The 24,978-nt window shown below is 64.2% G+C and carries 20 protein-coding genes; 7 read left to right on the forward strand and 13 right to left on the reverse strand.

The window, feature by feature from the left end:
* Positions 1 to 36 precede the first annotated feature (36 nt).
* Positions 37 to 2,859 carry an AfsR/SARP family transcriptional regulator gene (locus tag F600_RS0118880; protein ID WP_018162209.1) on the reverse strand — a complete coding sequence of 941 codons (2,823 nt, stop codon included), beginning with the start codon at positions 2,857 to 2,859 and terminating at the stop codon, positions 37 to 39.
* 193 nt (positions 2,860 to 3,052) lie between these two features.
* On the opposite strand from F600_RS0118880, the gene F600_RS0118885 reads away from it, so the two are divergent.
* A complete protein-coding gene (locus F600_RS0118885; RefSeq protein WP_018162210.1) occupies positions 3,053 to 3,679 on the forward strand; it encodes a helix-turn-helix transcriptional regulator in 627 nt (208 codons plus the stop codon).
* Between the two features lie 10 nt (positions 3,680 to 3,689).
* Here F600_RS0118885 and F600_RS0118890 read toward each other — a convergent pair whose 3' ends face one another.
* Positions 3,690 to 3,962 (reverse strand): helix-turn-helix transcriptional regulator, encoded by a 273-nt coding sequence (locus tag F600_RS0118890; protein WP_051090852.1) that lies wholly within the window; start codon positions 3,960 to 3,962, stop codon positions 3,690 to 3,692.
* A gap of 697 nt (positions 3,963 to 4,659) precedes the next feature.
* Here F600_RS0118890 and F600_RS0118895 point away from each other — a divergent pair.
* From F600_RS0118895 to F600_RS30665, 4 genes are all read left to right on the forward strand, one after another.
* The gene (locus tag F600_RS0118895) at positions 4,660 to 5,739 is read left to right on the forward strand and encodes a hypothetical protein (protein WP_156024674.1); all 1,080 of its coding nucleotides are present in this window, start codon (positions 4,660 to 4,662) and stop codon (positions 5,737 to 5,739) included.
* Between the two features lie 206 nt (positions 5,740 to 5,945).
* Positions 5,946 to 7,055 (forward strand): beta strand repeat-containing protein, encoded by a 1,110-nt coding sequence (locus tag F600_RS0118900; protein ID WP_026306710.1) that lies wholly within the window; start codon positions 5,946 to 5,948, stop codon positions 7,053 to 7,055.
* Between the two features lie 257 nt (positions 7,056 to 7,312).
* Positions 7,313 to 8,338 (forward strand): DUF6924 domain-containing protein, encoded by a 1,026-nt coding sequence (locus tag F600_RS30660; protein WP_018162212.1) that lies wholly within the window; start codon positions 7,313 to 7,315, stop codon positions 8,336 to 8,338.
* A 38-nt stretch (positions 8,339 to 8,376) separates the two neighbouring features.
* Positions 8,377 to 9,081, forward strand: coding sequence for a hypothetical protein (locus tag F600_RS30665; RefSeq protein ID WP_018162213.1), 705 nt, complete (start codon positions 8,377 to 8,379; stop codon positions 9,079 to 9,081).
* On the opposite strand, the gene F600_RS0118920 is transcribed toward F600_RS30665, so the two are convergent.
* From F600_RS0118920 to arc, 3 genes are all read right to left on the reverse strand, one after another.
* The gene (locus tag F600_RS0118920; RefSeq protein ID WP_018162214.1) at positions 9,074 to 9,424 is read right to left on the reverse strand and encodes an MmcQ/YjbR family DNA-binding protein; all 351 of its coding nucleotides are present in this window, start codon (positions 9,422 to 9,424) and stop codon (positions 9,074 to 9,076) included. The genes F600_RS30665 and F600_RS0118920 overlap by 8 nt on opposite strands.
* 1 nt (position 9,425) lies before the next feature.
* Positions 9,426 to 10,697: a glycosyltransferase 87 family protein gene (locus F600_RS0118925; RefSeq protein WP_081628916.1), complete on the reverse strand. Its 1,272-nt coding sequence runs from the start codon at positions 10,695 to 10,697 to the stop codon at positions 9,426 to 9,428.
* 63 nt (positions 10,698 to 10,760) lie between these two features.
* A complete protein-coding gene (gene arc / locus F600_RS0118930) occupies positions 10,761 to 12,521 on the reverse strand; it encodes a proteasome ATPase (RefSeq protein WP_018162216.1) in 1,761 nt (586 codons plus the stop codon).
* 250 nt (positions 12,522 to 12,771) lie between these two features.
* Between arc and F600_RS0118935 the strand changes: the two genes are divergently transcribed.
* Positions 12,772 to 13,491 (forward strand): response regulator transcription factor, encoded by a 720-nt coding sequence (locus F600_RS0118935; protein WP_018162217.1) that lies wholly within the window; start codon positions 12,772 to 12,774, stop codon positions 13,489 to 13,491.
* On the opposite strand, the gene F600_RS0118940 is transcribed toward F600_RS0118935, so the two are convergent.
* Complete coding sequence (locus F600_RS0118940; protein WP_018162218.1) at positions 13,488 to 14,387, reverse strand: tRNA (adenine-N1)-methyltransferase; 900 nt, start codon at positions 14,385 to 14,387, stop codon at positions 13,488 to 13,490. The genes F600_RS0118935 and F600_RS0118940 overlap by 4 nt on opposite strands.
* Before the next feature lie 174 nt (positions 14,388 to 14,561).
* Between F600_RS0118940 and F600_RS0118945 the strand changes: the two genes are divergently transcribed.
* On the forward strand, positions 14,562 to 16,169 hold the full coding sequence (locus tag F600_RS0118945) for a DHA2 family efflux MFS transporter permease subunit (RefSeq protein ID WP_051090876.1): 1,608 nt from the start codon (positions 14,562 to 14,564) through the stop codon (positions 16,167 to 16,169).
* A gap of 53 nt (positions 16,170 to 16,222) precedes the next feature.
* Here the strand turns inward: F600_RS0118945 and F600_RS0118950 are convergent, their stop codons facing one another.
* From F600_RS0118950 to F600_RS0118980, 7 genes are all read right to left on the reverse strand, one after another.
* The gene (locus tag F600_RS0118950) at positions 16,223 to 16,915 is read right to left on the reverse strand and encodes an FHA domain-containing protein (protein WP_018162220.1); all 693 of its coding nucleotides are present in this window, start codon (positions 16,913 to 16,915) and stop codon (positions 16,223 to 16,225) included.
* The gene (locus F600_RS0118955) at positions 16,912 to 18,189 is read right to left on the reverse strand and encodes a vWA domain-containing protein (protein ID WP_245541570.1); all 1,278 of its coding nucleotides are present in this window, start codon (positions 18,187 to 18,189) and stop codon (positions 16,912 to 16,914) included. Before F600_RS0118955 ends, F600_RS0118950 begins: the two co-directional genes overlap by 4 nt.
* Positions 18,182 to 19,159 (reverse strand): protein phosphatase 2C domain-containing protein, encoded by a 978-nt coding sequence (locus F600_RS28965; RefSeq protein ID WP_162141449.1) that lies wholly within the window; start codon positions 19,157 to 19,159, stop codon positions 18,182 to 18,184. The genes F600_RS0118955 and F600_RS28965 overlap by 8 nt, the downstream gene beginning before the upstream one ends.
* Positions 19,156 to 21,291, reverse strand: a complete 2,136-nt coding sequence (locus tag F600_RS0118965) for a serine/threonine-protein kinase (RefSeq protein ID WP_211220090.1) — start codon at positions 21,289 to 21,291, stop codon at positions 19,156 to 19,158. The genes F600_RS28965 and F600_RS0118965 overlap by 4 nt, the downstream gene beginning before the upstream one ends.
* Before the next feature lie 86 nt (positions 21,292 to 21,377).
* A complete protein-coding gene (locus F600_RS0118970; protein ID WP_018162224.1) occupies positions 21,378 to 22,586 on the reverse strand; it encodes a hypothetical protein in 1,209 nt (402 codons plus the stop codon).
* Between the two features lies 1 nt (position 22,587).
* The gene (locus F600_RS0118975) at positions 22,588 to 23,535 is read right to left on the reverse strand and encodes a glutamate ABC transporter substrate-binding protein (protein WP_018162225.1); all 948 of its coding nucleotides are present in this window, start codon (positions 23,533 to 23,535) and stop codon (positions 22,588 to 22,590) included.
* The gene (locus F600_RS0118980; protein ID WP_156024675.1) at positions 23,532 to 24,836 is read right to left on the reverse strand and encodes a hypothetical protein; all 1,305 of its coding nucleotides are present in this window, start codon (positions 24,834 to 24,836) and stop codon (positions 23,532 to 23,534) included. The genes F600_RS0118975 and F600_RS0118980 overlap by 4 nt, the downstream gene beginning before the upstream one ends.
* Between the last annotated feature and the right edge of the window lie 142 nt (positions 24,837 to 24,978).

Genomic DNA, 24,978 nt, shown 5'->3' on the forward strand with positions numbered 1-24,978 from the left:
TCCGCGTACGGTCCCGCGTACGCGACTCCAAACGATTCAGTTGACGCCCATCGCCGCGCGGACCCGCGCCCGGTCTCGGCGCGCACGTTCGGCGGCAGTGTCATCGCCGAGCGCGGAGTGAATGCGGGCGAGCAGCTCCCAGGGCCGGTCTTGATATGGCTCCAACCGGAGCGACAATTCGGCGGCTTGCCGAGCCTGCGCGAGCTGACCGGCGCGCCACAGTTCAGCAGCCTGGTCCAGTGCGGTACCGGCGGCCACGGTCCGAAGTCGCTCCCGTTCCGCGGCAATAAACTCCACCCGACCCTCGCTAGGCAGCAACTCGCCCCGATAGACGTCGAGGGCGCGGGCGCGAAACCGGATCCGATCGCCGGGTTCGACCGAACGATGCGCCCGGTTGACGTTGTCCTCGAAGGTGCGGACGTCCGACGAGCAATGGTCCGGCAGCTGTAATCGATAAGCGTCGCCGGCTCGCTCCACCGCATAGTTCGTCCCGGCCAGCAACGCACGAATGCTCGACACCGCCACCTGCAGACGGTGGCTGGCCACCTTGTGCCCCACGTCGGGCCAGATCGCATCCTCGAGGAACTCGTGCCGACACGGCCTTCCCGCGTTGAGCGCGAGAATCCCCAGCAGGGACCGCGCCTGCGGACGCAAAGCGCCGGCGTCGAGAGAGGCGCCCGCCGTCTCGATCCGCAGGCCGCCGAAACAGAAGACGCCACCCGACTGAATCGCATCGACGTGCGCGGGCGTTTGGATTGCCCGGAACGCAGCCAAGGGGAATCCGCACGAACGTGCCACCGAGTCCGCCTCCTCGGCACGCGACTCAATGGCACCGAGCGCGAGCGCCCGCGCGCCACGCAGGTGGAATTCATCAGCTCTCGCAGCGAGTTCAGCGGCGACGGCGACAGTCCCGCCGCCCGCGTAAAGGTCCAGAATCTGGCACCACAGAGCGAGTACGGGCGCTTCGAGTTCGAGGAACCGCTTGCGGGCCTCATTGAGGTCGATGGCGGCGGCGGCCGGGTCACCGTTCAGCAGCCGAGCAGCGCCGATCATCAGTGTCAGAAGTGCCGACCCCCAACGATCGCCGCGCAGATCGGAGTCGTCCTTCATCTGCGTGCAGATGGAAAGACGCCACACTGCCTGCTGACTGACCACAAGAACGACTTCCTGCAGGGCGTGCGCTATTCGAGCGATCCAGGGAAATCCATCGCTTTCGGCTACCACAATGAGTTCGCCGAGCACGCCGGCCGCGTCCTCGCCCGCAGAGTTCGCCACATCCGCGATCGCCAGCCCGACTCCCGAGAGTGCGGATAGCAGCGGTGTAACTGTGCGGCCCGATCGGATTCTTCCCAGCGACTGCCCCACTTGGCCAAGTTCACCGGCCACCAACGCCAGAAGACCGTTGACCGTCTGATGAGCGTCATTTCCGATGTGGCCGGTGACAACCAGTGGAACGGGGCCAGACAGTGCAGCCCGAACCCGAGCACTCCAATGCCCCGGTGCCGACTGTGGCTGCGAGATCGCCGGCGCGTGGGGCAGCCATCCCACCACAGCATCCGATTCGGCACGACATTGCCGCCGATAGGTCGGCTCATCGTGCATGTCGTGCGCGAGTTGGTAGGCGTGCACCGCGTCGGCAAGCTGGCCGTGCCGAGCGTGTCGGCGAGCGATCGCGAGCGCGAGCCACGGATCTCGCCGCCAACTGTTCGGTGGAGAGATCCCGCCATGGTCGTCGACCACGTCCCCGATTTCGACCGAATGCTCGCGGACAATCTGCGAGACCCGCTCCCAGTTCTCCGCCTTGGCGAACGCTTTTGCGGCCGAGCGCATCCGACCGTGACTCAAGAGAACCTCGCCGCTCCGGACGTACCACGCCCGCGAGCCCGCGTGACCGAGTTCCTCGACGATGACCTGTTCGAGGTGCGACCGCAAGACCTCGTGATACCGGTATTCGACGCCGTCGTCGGTCGACACGAAGAGTTGCCGAAGTTCGAGTTCAGACAGGATCTGCGCACTACCGGTCGTGTCGAGGAGTTCGTCGGACAGATCCGCGGTGAGGCGATCGACGGTGCAGGTACGCAATAAGAAGCGCCTATGTTCGTCGGGAAGATCGGCGAGAACATGGCGCGTCAGATACGAGCGGACCAGTCGTGAGCTGGCTCCGAGTTCGAGTACAGCCTGATGTCGTGCGGCGGTACTTCTACCGGTGGTGGCGAGGTGGAACAGTTGGAGTCCGGCCGCCCATCCCCCGATGCGGCGCGTGAGCAGTGCTGCAGCATCTGGTCGCAGAGGCTCCCGATAGATCCTTTCGAAGAGTTCCTCGACCTCCCACGGGCGGAACCGAAGGGCCGAGCCATCGACCTCTGCAGCCACTCCCGATCCGCGTAACCGAGGCATATTGATCGAGGAACCACGTCGACTCCCGAACAGCAGACGTAGACCACGCGGGCGGAGGTCGACGAAGCGTTCGAGCGCGCGCTCGGCCGGAGTACCCGCGATTTCGTGCAGATCGTCGCAGATCAGCAGTCCTTCGACGCCGCCGGCATCCTCGAGCCCCGCGAGGAAAGCCGACATGGTAAGCGGGCAATCCGGCGCGGCGAATCCCGGAACCGCCCGCGCGAGGTTCGCGACGAGCGCAGCTTCGGTGTCGTCGTCCGGAGTCGCTCGATACCAACCGAGCTCCCGCGATGCGTGTGCTGCGATTTGTGCGAGAAGCGTCGTCTTACCGGAGCCGGCCGGCGCCACGACGAGCCCTACCGTGCCCGCGGAGTCGAACGAGAGTTGGTTCTCCAAACGTGGCCGGACGAGGCCGATGGGGTCGGGAGGGCGGAGCTTCTCGCGAAGGACCAATGGCTGCACGGCATTCCTCGTCGGTGAGATGAGATGACGCCGCTGTCATGATCGCCAATGACCGATCTGTCTAGATCGACTGAACCCCACGGTACTCAGAGAAGTCCCGCCCCGAAGGACATTGTGTTGAGCACTTGTTGAGCACTTGAACTGACACTCAAGGGCAACCGAAGAGGCACCGTTTCACTGGAGGCAGCTGATCATGGAGGCACGCGTCAACACCTTCGTGTATTCGACCGATCCGATCCTTCGCGCCGGCGTTGAGAGTCAGCTGCGGATGCGCGCGGAACTTGCCATCCTCAAAACCTCCCAGCGTTACGCCGCCAACGTGTCAGTGCTGGTCGCAGACGTTTTGGACGCCGAGGTCAAGCAGGTTTTGACCGACCTCGCACGGAATTCGCGCTCCCGAAAACTACTCGTTCTCCGGCATGTCGAGGAGACCGCCTTGATCTCCGCGGCCGAAGACGGCGTGAACGGCGTCTTGCGACGCAACGAAGCTACCTCGGACGCACTGACGCGCGCGATCCTGCGCCTCAACCGCGGTGAAGGTGTCATTCCGGCGGACCTTTTGGGCACACTTCTGAACCAGGTCGGACGCCTGCAGAGGCAAGTCCTCACGCCGCGCGGACTCAGCTTCACGGGTCTCACCGATCGCGAGGTGAAGGTGCTGCGACTGGTCGCCGAAGGGCACGACACCTCCGAGATCGCGGCCGAGCTCAGCTACAGCCAACGCACAGTTAAGAACGTCCTCCACGACGTCACGACCCGTCTCCAACTCCGCAACCGATCGCACGCCGTTGCGTATGCGATGCGCGAGGGGCTCATTTAGGACTTCATGCTCAGATCTCGTCGAGCGTGACGATTCCGTCCCGAAGCGCCTGAGCCAGCAACGCCTCCTTCGATGACGCGTTGCGGCTCACTCGCTTGTACTTGAGACGAACCCGGGTCAGGTGTGTGCTCACCGTGCCAGTGGTCATAAACAGCGTTTTGGCTGCGGACGACTTCGAACCAGACTGAAGCCACACCCGGAGCACCTCCCGCTCCCGGGGCGAGAGCTTCGGGTCGGGGAAGCCTGAACCCTCCGGACCTGAAGGTCCCACTTCGGCGGCCATTTTCACCCACCTCCGGATCGGAGTTTACGTTCAATAACTTGAGCAAACCAGGCCGGGCAAGCAGCGGCAAACATATTCGAACAATGTATATTGATCGCTCTACAAACACCCGCGAACACAACGGTTGCTTAATCAACAAAATAGGGGATATTCGTATATCGATTAGGATACTAATATCATTCGATGAATATACAGTCGAATAGTTCGGACCACGTCACACAAGCCGACATTCCCGCCACAAACCACATCCACAAAGCCGTCAAAAAGGCTCAACCCCACCTGGTTGCGGCCCATCATCGCAGCATAGGCATTGTTTAATTACTTTATGCCACAACATATTTCGGGACACACGTAACTTCATGATCAGCGAATGCGGGCAACTCGAGTTGCCCCGTTGCAAATGATCGAGATTGTCACGCATGAGGTGCGCTTTTACGCTAATGCGCCTACGGAAAATGGTCGACAGGTCGACCTCAACGGCTTTTGGAAACCCACCGGACACCGCGGGCACGGAGAACGTTCAGGAGGACTGGGGAAATGTCCATCGAGCAATATACTTCGAACTTTTTCGCCCCATTTCCTCTACCGAAGGGAGATTTTTAGGTTGAACATTTAACTGCGTGGCGTTTCAAGGGGGAACTCCGCGCAACGGGGCGAAGCGAGCGTTATCGCCCGTGCTTGGAAGGATCCGCGTCACATGACTACACAACACAAGGCCTGGCGGGCCGCCAGAATGACAGTCGCTGCAGCGGCTTCCGCCGCCGCATTCACGCTCACCGCCGCAGGAGTGGGCAACGCCGCACCGAACGTCTGTGCCTCCAACGGGACATCGAGTTTCAACAGCGGTTCGGCCAACTGCACCGCAACAACTGGTAACGCCGCTGCCGCAGCAGGTGCTGACGCCAGCGCGTCGGCCACCGGTGGCACGGGCAATAAGGCCACCGCAGTCGGACTTGACAGCACGGCCGCCGCCGGCGATACCGACGGCATCAGCTCGGGCAACAACAACACCGCCAACGCCTCAGGCACCGACAGCACTGCGAAGGCCGGCGGCTTCAACGGCAACAACGGCGACGGCAACACGGCCACCGCTCGCGGCACCAACGCCGGAGCTTATGCCGGCGGCTTCAACGGCGACGGCGACAACAACACAGCCACCGCCCGCGGCACCAACACCACCGCTGTCGCCGGCGACGGCAACAACAACACAGCCACCGCCCGCAACAACAGTTTCAGCACGAACAGTTCCGCGTACGCCTACGCCGTAGGCGGTGACGGGAACTCCGCAACCGCCACCAACAACGGCGGCGTCAACAGCAACGCCAGCGCCTACGCCGGATATGGGGGGGACGACAACAGCGCGACCGCCACCAACAACGGCGGCGTCAACAGCGGCGCCTACGCAGACGCATCCGAAGGAAGCAACAACACGTCTACCGCCACCAACAAGGGGAGCAACAGCTTCGCCGACGCGATTAGCGGTTCCGGAAACAACAACACCGCCACCGCCACCAACACGGGAAGCGGCACGAGAACCAGTCGCGCCGGGGCGATCGCGGATGCAAACTTCGGTGACGGAAACAACGCCACGGCGAAGAACACGGGGCGGGGCACTGCGTCTGCTCTCGCCGGCGGAGACCCGATGACCTCCTCCGATGGAAACACCGCAACGGCTACCAACAGCAAGGCCGGAGACGGGTCTGCCACCGCCAATCTCGGCGGAGCGACTGCCAAGTCCACCGGACCCTGCGTCACCGTCAACATCACCTGCCCGTAATTTCCGACTGTGGGCCGTAACCTGCGCAGCCGCTGCCGTCTGCGCGGGCCACGCCCCGGGATTCCTGGCAACTATCAACCACACGAAAAGGGCGAGCCGGGGCGGCCACCGCCTCGGCATGGCTCTGCCAGCCCGCCCGGCACGAAACTGCCCGCGACGTCGCAGCAGACCGTAGTCGTTTGACCGAAAGAAAGAGATCACACCCCATGCACATTCAGTACCGAGCGTGGCGCGCCGCACGGATTGCTGTTGCTGTCGCTGCCTCCACTGCGGCGGCGAGCATGGCCTCAGCCGGCGTCGGTCAGGCCGTCTCGCCACCAAGTGTGTGCGTGTCCACGGGAACCATGGGTTTTCACAGTGGTACCGCCACCTGTACCGCTGATCCAGGCAACATCGCGCACGCGGTCGGAGCGGGGTCGAGCGCTACTGCGACCAACGGCACCGGTAATCGGGCGAACGCATCGGGGACCAACGCGTCGGCGACCGCCAGTAACGGCGATAACAACACCGCCACCGCCAGCGGGACGGGCAGCACCGCACGAGCCGGTGGTATCGATCCGGGCACCACCGGCAGCGGTAACACCGCGACTGCCGGGGGCACCAACTCGCTCGCGATCGCGGGGGCAACCGGAGCACCCGGGACCAGCGGCAACTTCAACACCGCGATCGCCCGCGGCACCAACACTTCGGCCACCGCGACAAACGGCGACTCTAATACCGCCATCGCAGTCAACCGCAGCAACGATGTGACGACCGGCGCCACCGCGTTCGCTTCCGGTGGCGACAGCAACACCGCGATCGCCGCGAACAGCGGCAGCAGCCACGCCATCGCCGTCGCAGATGCCTTCAGCGGCAGCAATAACACCGCCACCGCCATCAACACTGGCAGCGGGACAAATCTAAGTTCTGCAGTCTCACTGGCATCCGCGGGGGAGGGAAACGCCGCAGATCCGACCAACGGTAGCGGCAACACCGCGACTGCCTGGAACAAGGGGTCGGGAGTGACCGTCGCTGCGGCTGGAGCCGGTGACAACAACACCGCTACCGCTGTCGGCGCGTCTAGTGACGTCACCGCTGCGCTCGCCGGCGGCAACGGCGCCGACCCGACCAGTGGCAACGGGAACACCGCCTTCGCGAGCAGCACGGCCCTCACAACTCAGAAAACAGAAGCCCTGGCGGATGGCGGAAACGGCAACGGCGCCATCGCCCGCAATGGCGGAACGGCAACCGTCCATGGTGACAACAGCCGTGCCAGCGCGACCGGTCTATGCAGCATCACTGTCATTGGAACGAGCCAATCTGGAATGTGTCACTGACCGGCCTCGGAGGGCAAGGGAGCCATCCGCAACGCGGTGATACCGACGGGGTTAGCGAATCAGTTGCTGATCGAGTCAATATTCAGACATTTGTACGACTGACAGACTCGTCAAGACCTTTGCGCTCAACAGCCTGATGGTTCGAAGAACCTGTGCAAAAACACAGGTAAAGGCACTAGCTTGGCCACGCAGTCACGATGCGTCGCAGCGGCGATTCAGCCTGGACGAGAGCCCCGACGTGTGGTTTGCTGCAACGCATGACGCAGTCCGGACCTCCGCTGATCGTCTTCAATCAAGAGATAACCCCGCGCGATCACCTCATCCGTCTCACGAATCCCGATGCCCCGGTTGCCCATCCACTCGCCACCCTGATCGGACAGCACAACGGCCTGCTCGGCGCAGCCGTGGCCGGGCAACTATTCCTCGCGACCGCAACATCGGACGATCCCGTCCGACTGCGTATCGAGGTCCTCGACAGCTCCCCGGAAATGGACACCCGGTGGCAGGACATCGTGGAAGTCTCCTTCACGCCGCAGTCGATCCCGCTGTCACTCGTCGGGGCTGACTCGGAGATGTATCCGCTCGGCTTGATGGGCGGTTTCGAATCCGGCCGCACCTACCGAGTGCGTTACTGCGTCAACGGCTTTGGCAGCACGAGTCCCACCGTGCAGGATGCCTATCAACTGCAGCTATGGCCAGCCCCGATCGCTCCAGACGTCATCGTCAATCAAACGAGTGCGGCCGCCAACCGATGGCACCGCGCCACCAAGGATGCGGCCGAGAATCTGCGCGTCGTCGAAGCTGAGATTGCTCGGCTCGAATCGGAGCGCATTGCCGCACTCTCGGCCGAGCCGGAGTCTCCCTTCCCACCCGGGCAGTCTCTTCTCATTCGAACCGACTTCACCAATGAGGCCGCGTGGGAGGAAACGGTCGAGGCCGCGATGGAACCGTTGGATCTCGGCGGAATCGAAGCGTGGGCGAACCTGACCCTCGTCGACGATCCGCAATTTGATTCGATGCCGGTTGACGACCTTCGGACGTTCGTCACGGACTACAGCTGGACCTTCGTTGCCGACAGCCGCACCATCACCGACCCGGAGCATCCGATCCTCGCGCTCAACAACGACGAGTTCGACCCCGAACTCGCCAAGTACCCCACTCTGCGGGTCGTACCGCGGCAGATGTTCTGGATCGAATCGAATCTGTCCATCGCCAACATGTCGTTCAGCTCGTTTGCGTCCAGCGCCGATCCCGACGGCGTCTTCCGCGGCTTTCCGGACTGATTCCCGGCATCCGAACGTCAAGGGTGTATGAGATTCACATGAAGCGTGTTCATGTTCTCCTGACCGGGCTGACACTCACGATCGTCCTACTGTCGATCAACCGGCTCACGGACCTTACGCAGGGGCATCTGCCACCCCACGAGTTCCTGCGGTGGCTCGACTTCAACGCGATGATTCCGATTCCGCTGTTGACGATCGTGCTCTACGTCCTGCTACTGCGCGACGTTGTCAGGTCTCGATCGATCTTCACCCGGGAGCACGTCGCGTTGACGTTGCTGTTCATCGTGGGCGTTTACTTGCTCGGCGCCGCGTCCGGCGATCACGAGGTCACGAACTACCTGCATTACCGCTTCTGCACTCCGGACCCGGGCTCGATGCTGTGCCAGATCGTCATCACCAACGACGACGGCTTCGCGACCGACGTGTACTACTTCGGCGTCATCGCCCTCAATGTGGCGCTCATGCTCTTCGAGCTCCGCAATCCACGATCTCCTGAGGCCAGCCGGAAGAACCTCGTCGGAGTGAGCGCCAACGCGCTGGTCATCGGATTGGGCGTGTTCGCGAACCTGGCTTTCGAAGAGATCGGGCGCGACCTCATCTACTTCTCGCTGCTGCTCGTGACGGCTCTCGCGGTTCTGCTGTTCGGCCGCCAGAAGGTGGGTGCGCTACCGGTGACCTACTACTTCGCGTTCGCGTACGGACTCGGCGTGGCCGGCACGGCTGTGGCCAAGCTCGTCACTTAGCGTCGAGCTGCTTGACCAGCGTTTTTGGCGCCACGAGCCGATACGACTGCTCGACCCATTCCTCGACCTCGACCCACTGGGCCTCGCTGACCTCAGTACCGAGTTCGATGCTCACCCAGCCGTGGCGTCCCAGGCCGTAGCCCGTGGGCGTCACGGACTCGCGAGAGGCGACCAGCGCGGCAGCTTCCTCCGGCGGCAACTTCACCGTGATGCCGGAGGCTTCCGGCGACGTGAACACGAAGTTCTTCCCGCGCACACGGAACGTGGGTTCGCCGTCCCAGGCTTCGATGTCTTTGCGCTCAGCTTCGGGGAAGCTCAGCGCCAGCTTCTCCAGGCGCGGCATGTTAGACACGCGCGCCGACCTCGACGTCGTCAAGCTCAGCCATGAGGTCTTCGTCCGCACGCTCGCGGGTGTTGACCAGCAGGTAGGCCAGCAGTGCGAAGAACACCAGCACGTAAAGGTTGTTCGTCAGCCAGTGCACGGCCGGGCCGCCACCCTTGACCGCGGTGAGTCCGAGGAAGGCCGGACGGTCAGACGGGAAGCGGACAGGCCAGCAGGCCACCGCAGCGGTGACCAGGGCGACGGGCGTGATCGTCGGCCAGCGCGGGTCGTCCCAGGCACGCTGGGCGAGACCGAGGATCAGCGGCAGGAACCAGACCCAGTGGTGTCCCCAGGAGAACGGTGAGATCGCGCAGGCTGCGATGCCGCAGAGGGAAACGGCGAGGAGAACCTCACCGCGCGCATACAGGCGACGCATGATGATGAACGTCGCGAATGCGCAGGTACCCGCGACGGCGACCCACACGATCGTCGGCGGCGTCGGTGTTCCGAAAGCACGTGCGATGAGTCCCATGATCGAGAAGTTTGCGCCGTTGTCGGCGGGCGCGATCCGGGATGCGTGGAACACCGCGTCGGTCCAGAAATCGAACGAATTCCGCGGCATCGCCGCCGCGGCGACGAGCGTGAAGCCAACGAATGATGCCCCCGCCACGTACGACTTCGCGCGCTCACCCACTCCGAACAGACCGGCGATGAAGAGTCCCGGCGTGAGCTTCATGGCTGCCGCGGCACCGATCAGGCCCGGGGCGAAGCGATTACGCAGATGGAAACCGGCGAGCACCAGCACCATGAGGAAGATGTTGATCTGGCCCAAATGGACACTCGTCCAAATCGGCTCGATCCACAGCAGCAATGCCGTCGTGGCGCCAGCCGCGACCGCAAGTTTCTTACTCGCCCGGTATCCGAGCATTCGGAGACTCAACCAGCACGCCGCAAAGACCGCGGTGAGCTCGGCGAACAGAATCAGCTCGTCGTACCGGTGCGCGGACACCATGGCCAACGGGATCATCGGAATTGCCGCGATCGGCGGGTAAACGAATTCCAATCCGTTCTTCAATCCGAACAGCGATCCCGAATACAACGGATGCCCATTGAGAATCCATCGGCCACTGATGCGATAGCACTGCGCATCGATCATGAAAGATCGCACGAGCTCATATCGCGGAAGTAGAAATGCGAACAAAGTTGCTGCGGCCACGCCGGCAGCGGTCAAGACGAACAGCCCCATTACCGAACGTCGACCGCGCCCACGACCCATCTCGAAGCTGGTCGACACTCGGCCGACTCTATCACGACCGAATCAGGAATCCACCGGCTGATTTCAGCCTTAACGCTCCCGTTACAGGTACTGTCCGGTATTCGATTCGGTGTCGATCGCCCTGCTCGCACTGGCATTCTTGCCGGTCACCAGGGTGCGGATGTAAACGATCCGCTCTCCCTTCTTGCCCGAAATCCGTGCCCAGTCATCGGGATTCGTGGTGTTCGGCAGATCTTCGTTCTCCGCGAATTCGTCGACAATGGAGTCGAACAAATGCTGGATTCGAAGGCCCGGTGCGCCAGTATCGAGGACCGCCTTGATCGCATACTTCTTCGAACGGTCGACGATGTTTTGGATCATCGCGCCGGAGTTGAAGTCCTTGAAGTACAGAACCTCTTTGTCACCATTTGCGTAAGTGACTTCCAGGAAGCGGTTGTCTTCGCTTTCTGCGTACATCCGCTCGACCACTCGATCGATCATCGCGCGAATGCAGAGATGCTTGTCGCCACCGAATTCGGCGAGGTCGTCGGAGTGGATCGGAAGGCCCTCGACGAGATACTTCGAGAAAATGTCCCCAGCCGACTCCGCATCCGGACGCTCGATCTTGATTTTCACGTCCAGGCGGCCCGGACGAAGAATTGCGGGGTCGATCATGTCCTCGCGGTTCGATGCGCCGATAACGATGACGTTCTCGAGGCCCTCAACACCGTCGATCTCCGCGAGCAGCTGCGGGACGACCGTCGTCTCGACGTCCGAGGAGACACCCGATCCACGCGTACGGAAGATCGAGTCCATCTCGTCGAAGAACACGATGACCGGGGTGCCTTCGGACGCCTTCTCGCGAGCTCGCTGGAAGATGATCCGGATGTGACGCTCGGTCTCACCGACGAACTTGTTCAGCAGTTCCGGGCCCTTGATGTTGAGGAAGTACGACTTCACTTCCTTGGCATCCTCGCCACGCGCCTCGGCGATCTTCTTCGCCAGCGAGTTGGCCACAGCCTTCGCGATGAGCGTTTTACCGCAGCCGGGAGGGCCGTAGAGCAGAACGCCCTTGGGCGGACGGAGCGAGTACTGCCGGAACAGTTCCTTGTGCAGGAACGGCAGTTCGACCGCGTCGCGAATCTGCTCGATCTGGCGTCCGAGGCCACCGATGTCGTTGTAGTCGACGTCCGGGACCTCTTCGAGGACGAGGTCTTCGACCTCTGCCTTGGGAATCCGTTCGAACGCAAAGCCGGCCTTCGTGTCGACCAGGAGCGAATCACCCGGGCGCAGACGACGGATCGGGACGTTCGGGTCTTCGAGGTTGTCTGTGTCGACGAGGGCTGCCAGCGGTTGCGCGAGCCACACCACGCGCTCCTCGTCGGCATGACCGACCACGAGGGCACGCTTTCCGTCATAGAGGATCTCGCGAAGCGCGCAGATCTCCCCCACCGACTCGAACTCCCCAGCGTCGACCAGCGTCAGCGCTTCGTTGAGGCGAACGGTTTGGCCGAGGTGCAGCGTCTCCAGGTCGACGTTCGGAGACGTGTTGAGACGCATCCGACGCCCAGAGGTGAACACGTCGACGGTCGCATCGTCGTGAATGCCGAGCAGAACGCCGTAACCGCTCGGCGGCTGGCCCAGTCGGTCGACCTCTTCGCGCAGCGCAACAAGCTGCGAGCGTGCGTCCTTGAGCGTGTCGAGGAGCTTGCCATTGCGCGCCGTCAGGGAGTCGATACGTTCCTGAAGTTCGCTTGTGCGCCCAGGAGATTCGAGCAATTGGCGGCGCAGGGCAGCCGCCTCTACACGCAGAGACTCGAGCTCTTGCCTTGCGGCCGAATCCGAGTGTTCGTTCGGGCTCATCGCCACTCCTCCCGTTGCCGGTCTTTTCACGCTACCGGGAACTTGCGATTTACGCCGGGCGTCAGAGTCTCAGCGTGATCACGTCTCGTCCGTTTTGCACGTCACTTCATAGAAGAACTACCCGATTCCCTAGTCGGTTCCCTATGTCATTCAACCGACATGTCATTCAACCGACGACAGCGAAATTCCCTCCGAACCACTATTTTGGATTACCTAAAGCTCGCAGGTGAGAAAGAAGGGCCGGTAAGTAGTGTCGCAGCCGACTGATCCAAGCAGTCCCCGCTCGCCCCTGTTACCAGAAGAGGTCCGAATCGCGATCATCGACGACCATGCGGTCGTCCACGACGGGATCGCGGCATGGTGTGCGATGGCGAATCCTCCGATCACGATCGCCGAGAAGTACACCGATCCTTCGGAATTTCTCGCGTCCACCACGCGCGGCGGCATCGACGTGGTGGTGCTGGACCTGCAGTTCGAGCAGCGCGACCCCGATCTGGGCTCGCTCCGCACGATCTGTGAAGAGGGATCGCGCGTCATCGTCTTCTCGCAGCACACCGAGCCGGCTCTGGTGCTGAGCTGCCTCGACGTCGGCGCGGTCACCTATCTGTCGAAGTCCGAGGGCCGCGAGCACCTCGTCGCCGCCGTGCATGCCGCGACGACGGACTCTCCCTATCTCAGCCCGACCATGGCGAAGGCCATGACGACGGACAGCGTCTCCGGCATCGGCTCGGACGGCATCCTCAAGCGACCGATCCTCTCGCAGCGCGAGCGGGAAGTGCTGCTCAACTGGTTCCAGACGGAATCGAAGGCACTCGTGGCGCAGAGCCTGTTCATCACCGTGGGCACGATCAACACCCACCTCGCGCGCATCCGACTCAAGTACGCGGCCGTGGGACGCCCGGCACCGACAAAGGCCGCCCTGGTCGCGCGAGCGATCCAAGACGGCCTCGTCACCCCCGACGACCTCTAGTCGACGACTGCCTCGGCAGCCGCGGCCTCTGCGGCTGCGGCTTCCTGGGCGCGAGTCTTGAGCGCGTTCGCCTTCGTCGGCCGACGTTCCACCCGCGGGGTGACTGTGCCCTCGTTCAATCGGCGGGCGCTCACCAAGAACGCCGTGTGCGCCTGCATCCGGTGCTCCGGGCGTACCGCCATGCCGACGACGTGCCAGTCGCGGTTCATCGACTCCCACGAGCGAGGCTCGGTCCAACACGTCTGCTCGCGGAGTCCTTCAACGACGCGAGACAGCTGCGTGACCGTTGCGACGTACACGATCAGCACGCCACCAGGCACGAGCGACTTTGCCACCGTTGGGAACACGGCCCATGGCTCGGCCATGTCGAGCACGACCCGATCGACCTCGCCCTCGAATTCGGCGAGGTCCCCGAGCACCGGATTCCAGTTCGCCGGACGTTCGCCGAAGAACGTCTCGACGTTGCGAATGGCGTGCGGGAGGTGGTCGTCGCGGATTTCGTACGACGTGACCGACCCCTCCGAGCCGACGGCCCGAAGCAGCGAACAGGTCAGAGCGCCTGATCCGGCACCGGCTTCGAGGACGCGCGCGCCCGGAAAAACGTCTCCCTCGTGGACGATCTGCGCCGCATCCTTGGGGTAGATGACCTGCGCGCCGCGCGGCATCGACAGCACGTAATCGACGAGCAGCGGACGCAGCGCGAGGTAGGGCGTGCCATTGTTCGAGGTGACGACGATGCCTTCGGGCTGACCGATCATTTTGTCGTGGGCGATCCCACCGCGATGGGTGTGAAACTCCTTGCCGGCCTCGAGAATGACCGTGAACTTGCGCTTCTTGGCGTCGGTGAGTTGAACGCGATCGCCCTCGGCGAACGGACCCGTCCGTCGCACTGCCATGTGTTTCCTTTCGAGCTGTCTCCCGGCGTCCGGCCGAGGTTACACAGTGTTAATTTTCACCGTGAGCAGAATTTCTTTGAGGTTGCTGGGGGTTGCTGCAATGCTTAACCGGTGACAACTCCTCCACATCCGCGACATGCGGCCGTAGCGGACGACGACGAGGTCGACGCTGCCTTGACGAACCCGGCACAACCGCGCCACGCGGTCGATCCTGATGACGACAAGCTCGATGCCGCGGTCCTGAAGACCGCAGGAATCGTCGTCATCGGCGTCATTATGGCCATCCTCGACATGACCATCGTCAACGTCGCTGTTCCTTCGTTCAAAGACACGTTCGACACCAGCTTCGCGGTCGCCGCTTGGACGATGACCGGTTACACGCTCGCCCTCGCGACCGTCATTCCGCTGACCGGTTGGGCCGCAGACCGATTCGGCACGAAGCGGTTGTACATCCTGGCGTTGACGCTGTTCGTCGCAGGCTCCGTCCTGTGTAGCTTCGCCACGAGCATCGAGATGCTCATCGGCTTCCGCGTACTGCAGGGACTCGGCGGCGGCATGTTGATGCCGCTGTCGATGACAATCATGACGCATGCTGCCGGTCCGCACCGAGTCGGTCGTGTCATGGCTGTCCTGGGCGTTCCGATGCTGCTCGGCCCGATCAGCGGACCGATCATCGGTGGCTGGCTGCTCGACCACGCTTCGTGGCACTGGATCTTCCTCATCAACCTGCCGATCGGCATCGTCGCGATCGCCCTTGCGGTGTTCGGACTCAAGCCCGACCGTCCGGAGCCGTCGGAGTCCTTCGACTTCCTCGGCATGCTGCTCCTGTCCCCCGGTCTGGCGCTGTTCCTCTTCGGTGTCTCGTCGATTCCCGAGGAACTCCGCACCCAGGGTGGAGGCATCCTGGACGCGCTGACGACGGGCCGTGTCGCGATCTCGGCGATCCTCGGTCTGATCCTGATGATCGCGTTCATCCCGCACGCGTTCCGGACCGAGCACCCGCTCGTGGACCTGACGCTGTTCAAGAACCGCGACCTCACCGTTTCGGTCATCTGCTTCGTGTTCTTCACGATTGCGTTCTTCGGCGCGATGCTGCTGCTCCCCGCCTACCTCATCCAGGTGCGCGGCGAGACGCCGTTCGACACCGGGCTCATGCTCGCTCCGCAGGGCCTCGGCGCCATGCTGACAATGCCCGTCGCCGGCGCGCTGACCGACAAGATCGGTCCCCGCAAGATCGTCATCCCGGGTGTCGGCCTCATCGCCCTGACGATGGCCTTCTTCACCCAGATCACCGCGGACACCGCGATCTGGCAGATCCTCGTCGCGCTGTTCATCATGGGCCTCGGCATGGGCTGCACGATGATGCCGATCATGACTGCGGCGATCGCCACGCTGACGCACCACCAGGTGGCACGTGGTTCGACGCTCATGAACATCGTCAACCAGTCGGGTGGTTCCATCGGAACCGCGATCATGTCGATGATCCTGACCGTCAAGTACGCAAGCGCACCCGCTGGCATCAAACTGCCGGACGGCACCGCGATGTCGTCGGTGGACGTGGCCTACGCGTCGTGGGATGCCAAGTTCTACGCGATGATCCAGGGCATCCCGGGGATCGACAAGATCATCGCGGCTGGGTTCGACGCGGCCGCCGCGGCGTTCGCGTTCACGTTCCTGATCGCACTGATCCTGATCGTCCTGACGCTCATCCCGTCGTTCCTGCTTCCGAGCAAGGCTCCGGTGAAGAAAGAGGGCGAGCCGGCACCCGTTCTGGTGCACTAGATCGCACAACGCAGGAAGGCGGGCATCTGATCAGATGCCCGCCTTCTTCGCGGTCATGCGGGCGCGTGGATGGTCAACGTCGTCCACGCACCCACATGGACGCGATCACCGTCCGACAGGGGAACCGGCACCGAGTACGGAATCGCGGCGCTCGCGCCGTTCACGGTTGTTCCATTCGCCGAGCCGACGTCGGTCAGCTCCCAACCGTCCGCGGTCGCCCGCAACACGGCGTGGAGGTGACTGATCCCGGGATCGAGCGGCGGACCCGTGAGATCGATTTCCGGCGAAATTCCGCGCGACGGACTCCGCCGGCCGATCCGAACCTCAGCTCCCCGCAACACGAACTCCCGCCCGGGACAGACCGCCGGAAATTCGATCTCATCCGCACCGGACCGCAGGTAGTACGCATGGTCGGCCTCTACGCGAACGATCCACGGCGACGCGTCGTCTGGTTTCGCAACGGGCGCCGGCGCGGTCACTGCCGGGGACTGTCCCGTATAGCCGGCGGGGAGGCGGCCGGAGGTGAAGTCGAAACCGTCGTTCTCACAGAACCGATCACCCGCGACCTGCGGCGCGCCGCACACCGGACAGGTCGCCGAATCTCCGCCGGCTTGCTCGTCCACTTTGTTCGACATCGGCAGAGTCGGCAGGATCGCGGTCGGAACGCCTCCGATCGGAGCACCGCACGTGTCGCAGTAGTCCGGTTCGCCGGACAGGTGTCCCTTGGGACACAGATGGGCGCTCACGGCTTCTTCCCCACTCGAACAGTCCTCGTCGACCTGGTGTCGAGCGCCATTTCGTCAGCCGCGTCGACCTTCTTCTTGAGTCGTACCGTGCCGGTCGCCGGATCCTCGATGTCGACAACCTTGTCCAGAAGATCGAGGGTCGCCTGATTCCCGGCCGCGGTCGCGATCTGCGCAGCCCGACCAAACCGCTGCGTCGCGGTATCCACGTCCCCCGCCTTGCGCGCCTCGAGACCCTCGGCGATGACCGACGCCAACTCAGCCTGCCCGGTGTAGTGGGCCACGGCCTTGTTGATCCGGGTCGACAGCGCGAGGTCGTCCGTCCAGACCGCCCGCACGAGCGACTGGCCGACGATGTTGTCACCATCGGGACCACCGACCACGAGACTGACTCGAGCCGCCAGCATCTCATCGCCGATCGTGCCCGCACCGACTTCGACGCTCACGTGGTAGTCCCGCGACTCCGATCCCCACGCCCCGGTCGGGAAATCGCCGCTGCGAGCGTTCACCTCCACGCGCTTGGCCGTGAGGTCCGAGATGTCCGGCGCAACCTGCTTGAGGTAGTTCAACCGCGCGCCGGCCGGCATCCACAGCCGAAGCCGAACATCGGCCTGCGTCTTACTCATCGCGGCACTCACGATCGCGGTGAAGTCGTCGACGAGTCCGGCTGGCTGGGCGACGATGTCGACCGTGCCGAGCATCGCATTCGCGATCGGGCGCAGTTCCTCCACCCGCCAATCGGTTCCGACACCGCGGCAATGACATTGGAACGAGCCGGCCCACGTCTTCAAAGCCGCGGGCAGGGCACGCGGGTCTTCCCGGTTTTCCCCGTCGGTAAGCAGGATCGCCTGGTTGATGCCGGTGCTTCCCCGGAACAATGTGCCAGCTGCGTTGAGCCACGTGCTCATCGCAGTACCGCCGTCCGACCGCAGCTGTGCGATGGCCACCGAGGCTTCCTGGCGTGTCCGGGCGCTGGCCACCGCCGTGCCCGCACGAGGGTAGACATTCAGGGCGACGTGAGTACCGGCCACGACCGCAAACCGGACGCCGTCGCGGAGCACGCTCACGGCGGCATTTGTCGCATCGCGCGCCGCCCGGATACGACCGCCGGCCATCGATCCAGAGGTATCGATGATGATCACAACCGTGGCCTCTGCGGCGGAACCAAAAGCGGGACCGTCACCGTTGGTCGCGGTGACGGTGACGATCGCATTGACCTCAGTCGCGCCCTCGTGGAGGTACTCATTCTGAAAGGTGTCGAGCGTGTAGTCAGGCACGTGCTGCTCCTTCATGGTGGACCGGGATGACGGCGACGGTGATGTTGTCGGAGCCGCCCGATCGACGGGCGAACTCAACCAGACTGCGAGCGGCGGCGATCGGCGATCCGGCCGCCGATGCCCAGTGTTCGGCGATCAGTGCGGCGAAGGAATCGACGGACGCGGCGTAGTTCCACAAACCGTCGGTGCACACGATCACGAGACCGGGGCCATCGATGACCCGCTCGACGACGCGGCGGTTCAGCGGGTCGGCGTCGGCACCGAGCCAAGCGGTGATCATGTGGGCTCGCGGATCGGAGTTCGCTGCGCTTTCATCCATCCCGTCGGCGATCGCGTCGGCGGCCCAGGAATCGTCAACGGTCACCTGTTCTGGTCGACCGTCCGCGGGCAGCCAGTAGCAGCGACTGTCGCCAACACTGGCGACTTCGAGCCGGTCTCCGCAAACGTGTGCCACGACCAGCGTGCAGGCCGGGACCTCGGCATCGGCCAACGCGACCCCTTGGGCATCGAGAAGCCGGCGGTCCGTTGCGGCGACGACCGCGGCGGCCGCGCCCTCGACGGCGGTCCACACATCGCCCACGTTCCCAAGGCTGGCCACCGCGGCAGTGGCGGCGGCCCGGGACGCCGCGCGCGGATCCGGGCCGGTCGACACTCCGTCCGAAACCGCCACCGCCAACCCGTCCCCGACAATTGCGATCGCCGCGGCATCCTCATTGCGCACATGTCGCAGTCCCGGGTCCGATACGAAGGCTCCCGCCGCGCCCAGGTCCGACTCTTCCCGGTCTGGCGGCGGGCTCAGCCGCCGACCACAGCTGTCGCAGAACCCGTCGGCGTCGGGCTTCCCCTCCCCGCAATCGCAGGAAGCGCGCGTCGGCGAACTGAGCGCGTGTCCACAGTCCTCGCAGAATCGATCACCGGCTCGATACTCGGCACCACATGCCCCGCAACACAGCGGTGTCGGCGCCGTCACGTCCACGTCCGAGGGCGAACTGCGTTGGCCGCGTCGATGTATTCGATCTTCTCGGCGCCCTCACTTGCACGCCCGATGACCCGATACGCCGCCTCCAGGTCGAGGCGAACACGATGTTCCGGATCGGACCCGACGCTCTTGATCGAACCGATGATCCCGTCCGGCAGCTGCTTGCCCTCGTCCAGCGCGGCGAGGGCGTATTCGAGGATGTACATGCGCAGCCGCGCGTCTTCGACCGTCGGCAATTGGATCTGACCCAACAGGTGCACCGAACGCTCGACGTCGGTCAGCGTCGCACCTTCGTCGGTGAGCACCCGAATCGCCTCGACCTGCCCGGCGACGAACGACGCCGAGGTCACCGGAATGCGGTCGAACGCTTCCACTGCGCCGCCACGATCATCCGCGCCGACACGGCAGCGGGCCAGGCCGGCGCACGCGGTGGTGAACGACGGATCGGTTCGCGAAACCACGTCGTAGTAGGTGGCGGCCCGTTCAAGCTTTCCAGCGAGCTCCAACGCCGTCGCCAAGGCGAGCTTCGGGGCCAGCTCCCCCGGCAAGTACCGGAGCACGGACTCGAACACCCCGGCGGCGTCCGCTGGGGTATCGGTCGCCAGGTGGATGAGTCCGCGGTACCAATCGGAGCGCCAATTGCGGCCGTGGAGGGCCGTCGACCGATTCAGGCACTCCAGGGCTCCGTCGTATTCGGGTTCCGGTTTGGCCGCAGCGGCGTAGATCAGTGCGCGGACCGTCGCGAGTTCGATGCCCACGCTTCGTTCGGGGGCTTGGTCCAGCAGCCGCAGTTGTTGCTCCGGATCGGTACCGACCAAAGCCGCCAGGTACGCCTCCGCGGGATCGTCCGGGTCACTCAAGAGCGACGGCAGTGAACGCCAGTCGGGATGGGTCAGTTCAGATCGTCGCTCCATGGCGAACAGTCGGCTCGGTGCCGGCCGCGGATCACCGCCGGCGGCGAGCACTTCCCGCAGAACGCCGACGAGCTGTTCGGCCATTTCGTCGGCAGAGTGGAACCGGTCATCGGGATCGAGAGCGGTCGCACGCGTCAGCAGCAGGTACAACGACTCGAACCGCTGGTACACGTCGAAGTCACTGCGGTCGGGCAGCTTCTTGGCGTACGTCGACTGGTAGCCACGGAAGTCGGTCGCGAGAACGGCGAGGGTTCGTGCGACGGTGTACAAGTCGGACTCCACCGAGGAGCCGACGGTTGCTACTTCGGGTGCCTGATAACCGACGGTGCCGTAGATGTCGGCATCGTCGTCACCCATCCGGATCACCGCACCGAGATCGATCAACTTCACCTGTTCGGGCGTCTCGATCACGTTGTCAGGCTTGAAATCGTTGAACACCAGGTTGTGTTCGTGCAGATATCCGAACGCCGGAAGCACTTCGAGGATGTAGGCGATCGCCATCTCCGGCGGCATGGGGTCGACCACCCCACCGGCCGCTTCCCGTCGAGCTTTGAGCTGGTCTTTCAGCGACAGTCCGCCGACGTACTCCATGACGATGTACGACGCACCCTGATGCTCGACGAAGTTGTAGATCCGGACGATGTTGGGGTGTTCCACCTCCGCAAGGAACCGAGCCTCGGCCATCGCAACGGCCGCGGCCCCCGCGTCACCGGAATCGAGCAGGCCTTTGAGCACCACCCAGCGATCGCTGACTCGCTTGTCGGTGGCGAGGTAGACCCAACCGAGCCCACCGTGGGCCAGGCAACCGGCCACCTCGTACTGGCCGACCAGGTCCCCGGCGACGAGCTTCGGGGTGAATGAAAAGCGCTGGCCGCAGGCGGGACAGAAACCCTCCGGGCGGCCGGGGCGGTCGTCGCGCTTCCGGCCAACCTTCTCGCCGCATTTCCCGCAGAATCGCTTCTCCTCGGGCACTGCGGGATCGACGAGCACGGCGGTGCTCGGATCGCGACGCGCAACCAACGGCACGCTGACGAGACCCGCGCCGATGCGGCGACTGGTCGCGTGCCGCTGTTTTCCGCTGCGGGTGGAGCCGGAGCCGGATGTCGCGGCGGTTGAGGTTCCGGAGGTCACGAAACCCGCCGTCGCGCGGGTATCCGGCGGAACACTCGATTGCGGTGCCGCGGGGCGCGGAGTCGCAGGCGGTGTCACGCGCGGCGCCAGGCCACACTCGGAGCAATAACCGTCTTCGATAACCCCCACGCAACCCGGTGTCGTCTGGCAGGGCATTGACGCGGTCACTGTCCACCTCCCACAGCATCAGAGGATGCGGTTGCCGATGTCACCGCGGCGACGTAAGCGGACACCGCGGAACGTGCAGCGTCGAGGTCACACGGCGCTGTGTAGAGCAAGTTCTGCGCTCGGGCGGCCATCCGCGCGAGCTGCGGTGACTCCGCCAGTCCAAAGCGATGAGCTTTGGCCTTGTAGGCGTCGAGCCGCCCGCGAAGCTCCGCCCGCTCCCGGACCGGTGCGATCGATGCGTCTCGATCGGCAACGGCTTGGTCGTAGGCGCACTTCGCGCGGCTCTGCCAGGCCAGCAACCGCGCGCCGCCGGCGCTCGATCGCGTCTGCAATTCCGATCCGACCGCCGCGAGTTCGTCGGCGAGACCGGGGTCCGGGGCGGTGGGGATGGGCCGACAGAACCCGGCGATCTTCGCGGTCGCCATTTCGTGTGCCGTCAAGGCCTCGCTGTGCACGGCTCGGATGCCGTCCAACAGACCCGTGGCCTGCGACCGGATCTCGGCGAGCCGGGCCGCAAGTTCCGCGGCCGTCGAAACCACCATGCGGGCCTGGGCCAGGAGTTCCTCGACCACATCGAAGTCACTGAATGCGGTGCCCAGCGGGTCCGCGCCGACCTTCTCGACCAAGGCACCGAACGCGTTTGCGGCACGCGCCACGGCGGCCGAACCCTCCGGATCCTTTGAGCGAAGATCGCGGACTTCGGCTTCACCGACGCCAAGCCGCGGCATCTGCCACTGCCACGCGCCGGCCACCTTGGCCAGAATGTTCCGGACCTGCTCGAAGGCCACTTCGAGCCGGGCGAGCAACGCCGACGGCGTCAGGCGGATCGTCTGCGTCCGCGGAGCAAGCAACGACCGTTCGGTCACTGCCAGCTTCGACGACGACAGCTCTATTGACTCTCCGAACAGCAGGCGGGACAGGTCCAGTATTTCGTCCCGCCCGAACCGACGGCCCGATCCGCGTGCCGTGCGAGCACGCGCGATGAAGTCGGTCAGAAGTTGGTGTCCCGACCACAGTTCGCTGGTCATCGCCTGAATATCGGTCCAAGCCTGGGACGTCGGTCCGCGAAGGACTCCGGAGGCCAGCAACTGCCAGGTCGCGTCGGAATCCAACTCGACGAGAGTCAAGGCGATGGACTCTGCGGCTGACGAGAGGCGGTTCAGTTCTGCATCGCAGAATTCGATGGTGTACCCGGGTTGAGTCATGTCAGTCCCGGTACCGTGCTTCGGGCAGCGGTGCGGGCGTGGAATACCTGCTCAGCCAGCGGTCAGCGATCTGTCCGAGTGTCCCGTCGGCTCGAGCCTGCGCGAGGACACCGTTGACGAAGCGCGTGAATTCCGGATGTGCCTGGCTGATACCCAGTCCATAAGGTTCGTCGGTGAAACGCGGCCCGACGACCTTCGCATAGGGGTCCTGGGCAGCCAAACCGGCGAGAATCGTGTCATCGGTCGAGATCGCGTCCGCCCGATTCTGCTGGAACGCGACGAGACACTCGCCCCATGTCGGTTCGGTGAGGAGCTTCGGATGTGCCGGTGAGGAGACGATCGCGTTGATCGATGTCGACCCGGCGACAGCGCACACTGTCTTGCCACCCAGATCGTCAAGGCTGGTGGCGGACGATGTCGTCGGTACCAGAATCTTCTGCCCGGCCTGGTAGTACACCGTCGAGAAGTCGATCGCCGACCGCCGCTGACAGTTGATCGTCATGGTTTCGGCGACGAGATCAACCGTTCCGTTCTGCACATCCTTGATGCGGTCGCTGTTGGGGATGACCACGATCTGGATCTTGTTCGGATCACCGAACACCGCTTGCGCGATGAGCCGGGCGACATCGATGTCGAAGCCCTCGATGCTTCCGGTGAACGGATTTCGGCTCGAGAACAGAAGCGTGTCCTGGCTGGTCCCGACCACGAGTCGGCCCCGCGCCGCGATCGTTGCCATGAAGGAGCCCGCGGGCATGTTGCCGACCGCGGGAAGCGCGTCTGGCGGTCGTAGGGACGCCGTCGCGTCTCCACACGAGGAGTCGTCAGCGGTGGGCGCAGTCGTCGAGGGCACTGACGGAGAGCTCTGCGGTGGCGATTGTTGACTGCATGAACCCAGTCCGGCGACCACAACGATCATCGCGATGTTCAACGCGAGGCGTTTGATTCTCATCGGTACTCCTCCAGACGGGGACGAATACCGAGCACTGCCAGCACCCCGATGAGGATGCATCCGATCGGTATCAGCACGACGAGCGCCGACATCATGGTCTCGGTATCAGCGACCGCGTCCGTGAACTGCTGCTGCGCATCCGACACCTCGGTGGAGATCGCGCTGTCGAGAGCCGCGAACGCGCTCGCGCCCCCCATCGGCGCGGTGGACAACTCGAGCGCCACGGCCCCGTTGTAATCGCCCGCGGCGAGCGTGTTCATCAGCTGTTCGTGGGTCGCGGCGTAGGCCTCCTCTGCCTTCGCCGCATCACTGCCGCGGTCCAACAGAGCCGGTTCTCCGCCGGACCCCAGCAGCTTTGCGTGCTCGGCCTGGAAGTCCGCTTCGAAGTCCGCGCTCGAACTGCGCCGGACGAGGATCAGGCTTTCGTCGCTTTCCTGGACGAGGGCCGCGATCCGCGCATGGGCCGCACGGTCAAGTGGATCGGTGCCATCCCGACGCGCGTCGGCGAAGCTCAAGCTCTGCAGCAGCGTGATCACACCGACCACGAGTATGAGCACGACGAGAACCGCCGATGACGCGACCAGTCCCCTGTTCAGCGTCCGCCGAGTTCGCTGCGAGAGGAAGATCTGCGTGGCGCCGAGGACACCGGCCAACGCGAGCGCCAGCAGCGCCGTGAGCGCGAGTAACGGGCGGGCCTTCGCCGTGGAGTAGTCGTCGGCCAGTTGTTGCTGCTCCTCGGCGAGCAACTGGTCGGCGGCCGGCAGCATGACCGTGCGGGCGAGTCGATCCGCTTCCGACAGGTAGGCCGACCCCACGGGGAGGCCCTGGCGGTTGTTCGCACGCGCGGCCTGGATGAGTCCTGCGTACACCGGAAGTTGCTCGCTCAAGGTGCGGATCGCGTCGGCTGGACGACTATTCGACGAGACCCGTGTTGCGGAGTCGGCGAGTCGCCGACCGGCCTCTCGTAGGTCAGCGTCATAACGCGCCACCTGCGGTGCGGGCTCGAGTCCGCCAGACAGAAACGCCTGGGCGGCCACAGTATTGGCATCCGCCACCGAGCTGTAGATCGCGACCGCATCGACCACGAGCGGCTCGGAGGTGCCGGTGACCGCCTTGGTTCCCGCGGTCGCCTGCGCGGCCGCCAGAGTCCCGACCACGGCAAGCAGGACAACCAGACCGACCGTTATCGCACGCAAAAGGCGCAACCGCCCCGGAGTCGTCCGCACACCGCCAACGAACTCCGACAGTCGGCGCACTCTGATCGACTGAGCTATCGCCGGCCTACCCATGACCGCCGCCACGTCTTCTCCTCCAGAAAATCAATCCAGCCCGGAAATCCGTGGGCACGCGACGATGCAGATGTCAGGCATATCGTGGGGTCGATCCCCTCAACTTGTCGAGCGGAACCCGCGGTGTCGGTCATTTGCAGGACGTCGCAATGGG

The sequence above is a fragment of the Smaragdicoccus niigatensis DSM 44881 = NBRC 103563 genome (assembly GCF_000380645.1).
Classification (GTDB): domain Bacteria; phylum Actinomycetota; class Actinomycetes; order Mycobacteriales; family Mycobacteriaceae; genus Smaragdicoccus; species Smaragdicoccus niigatensis.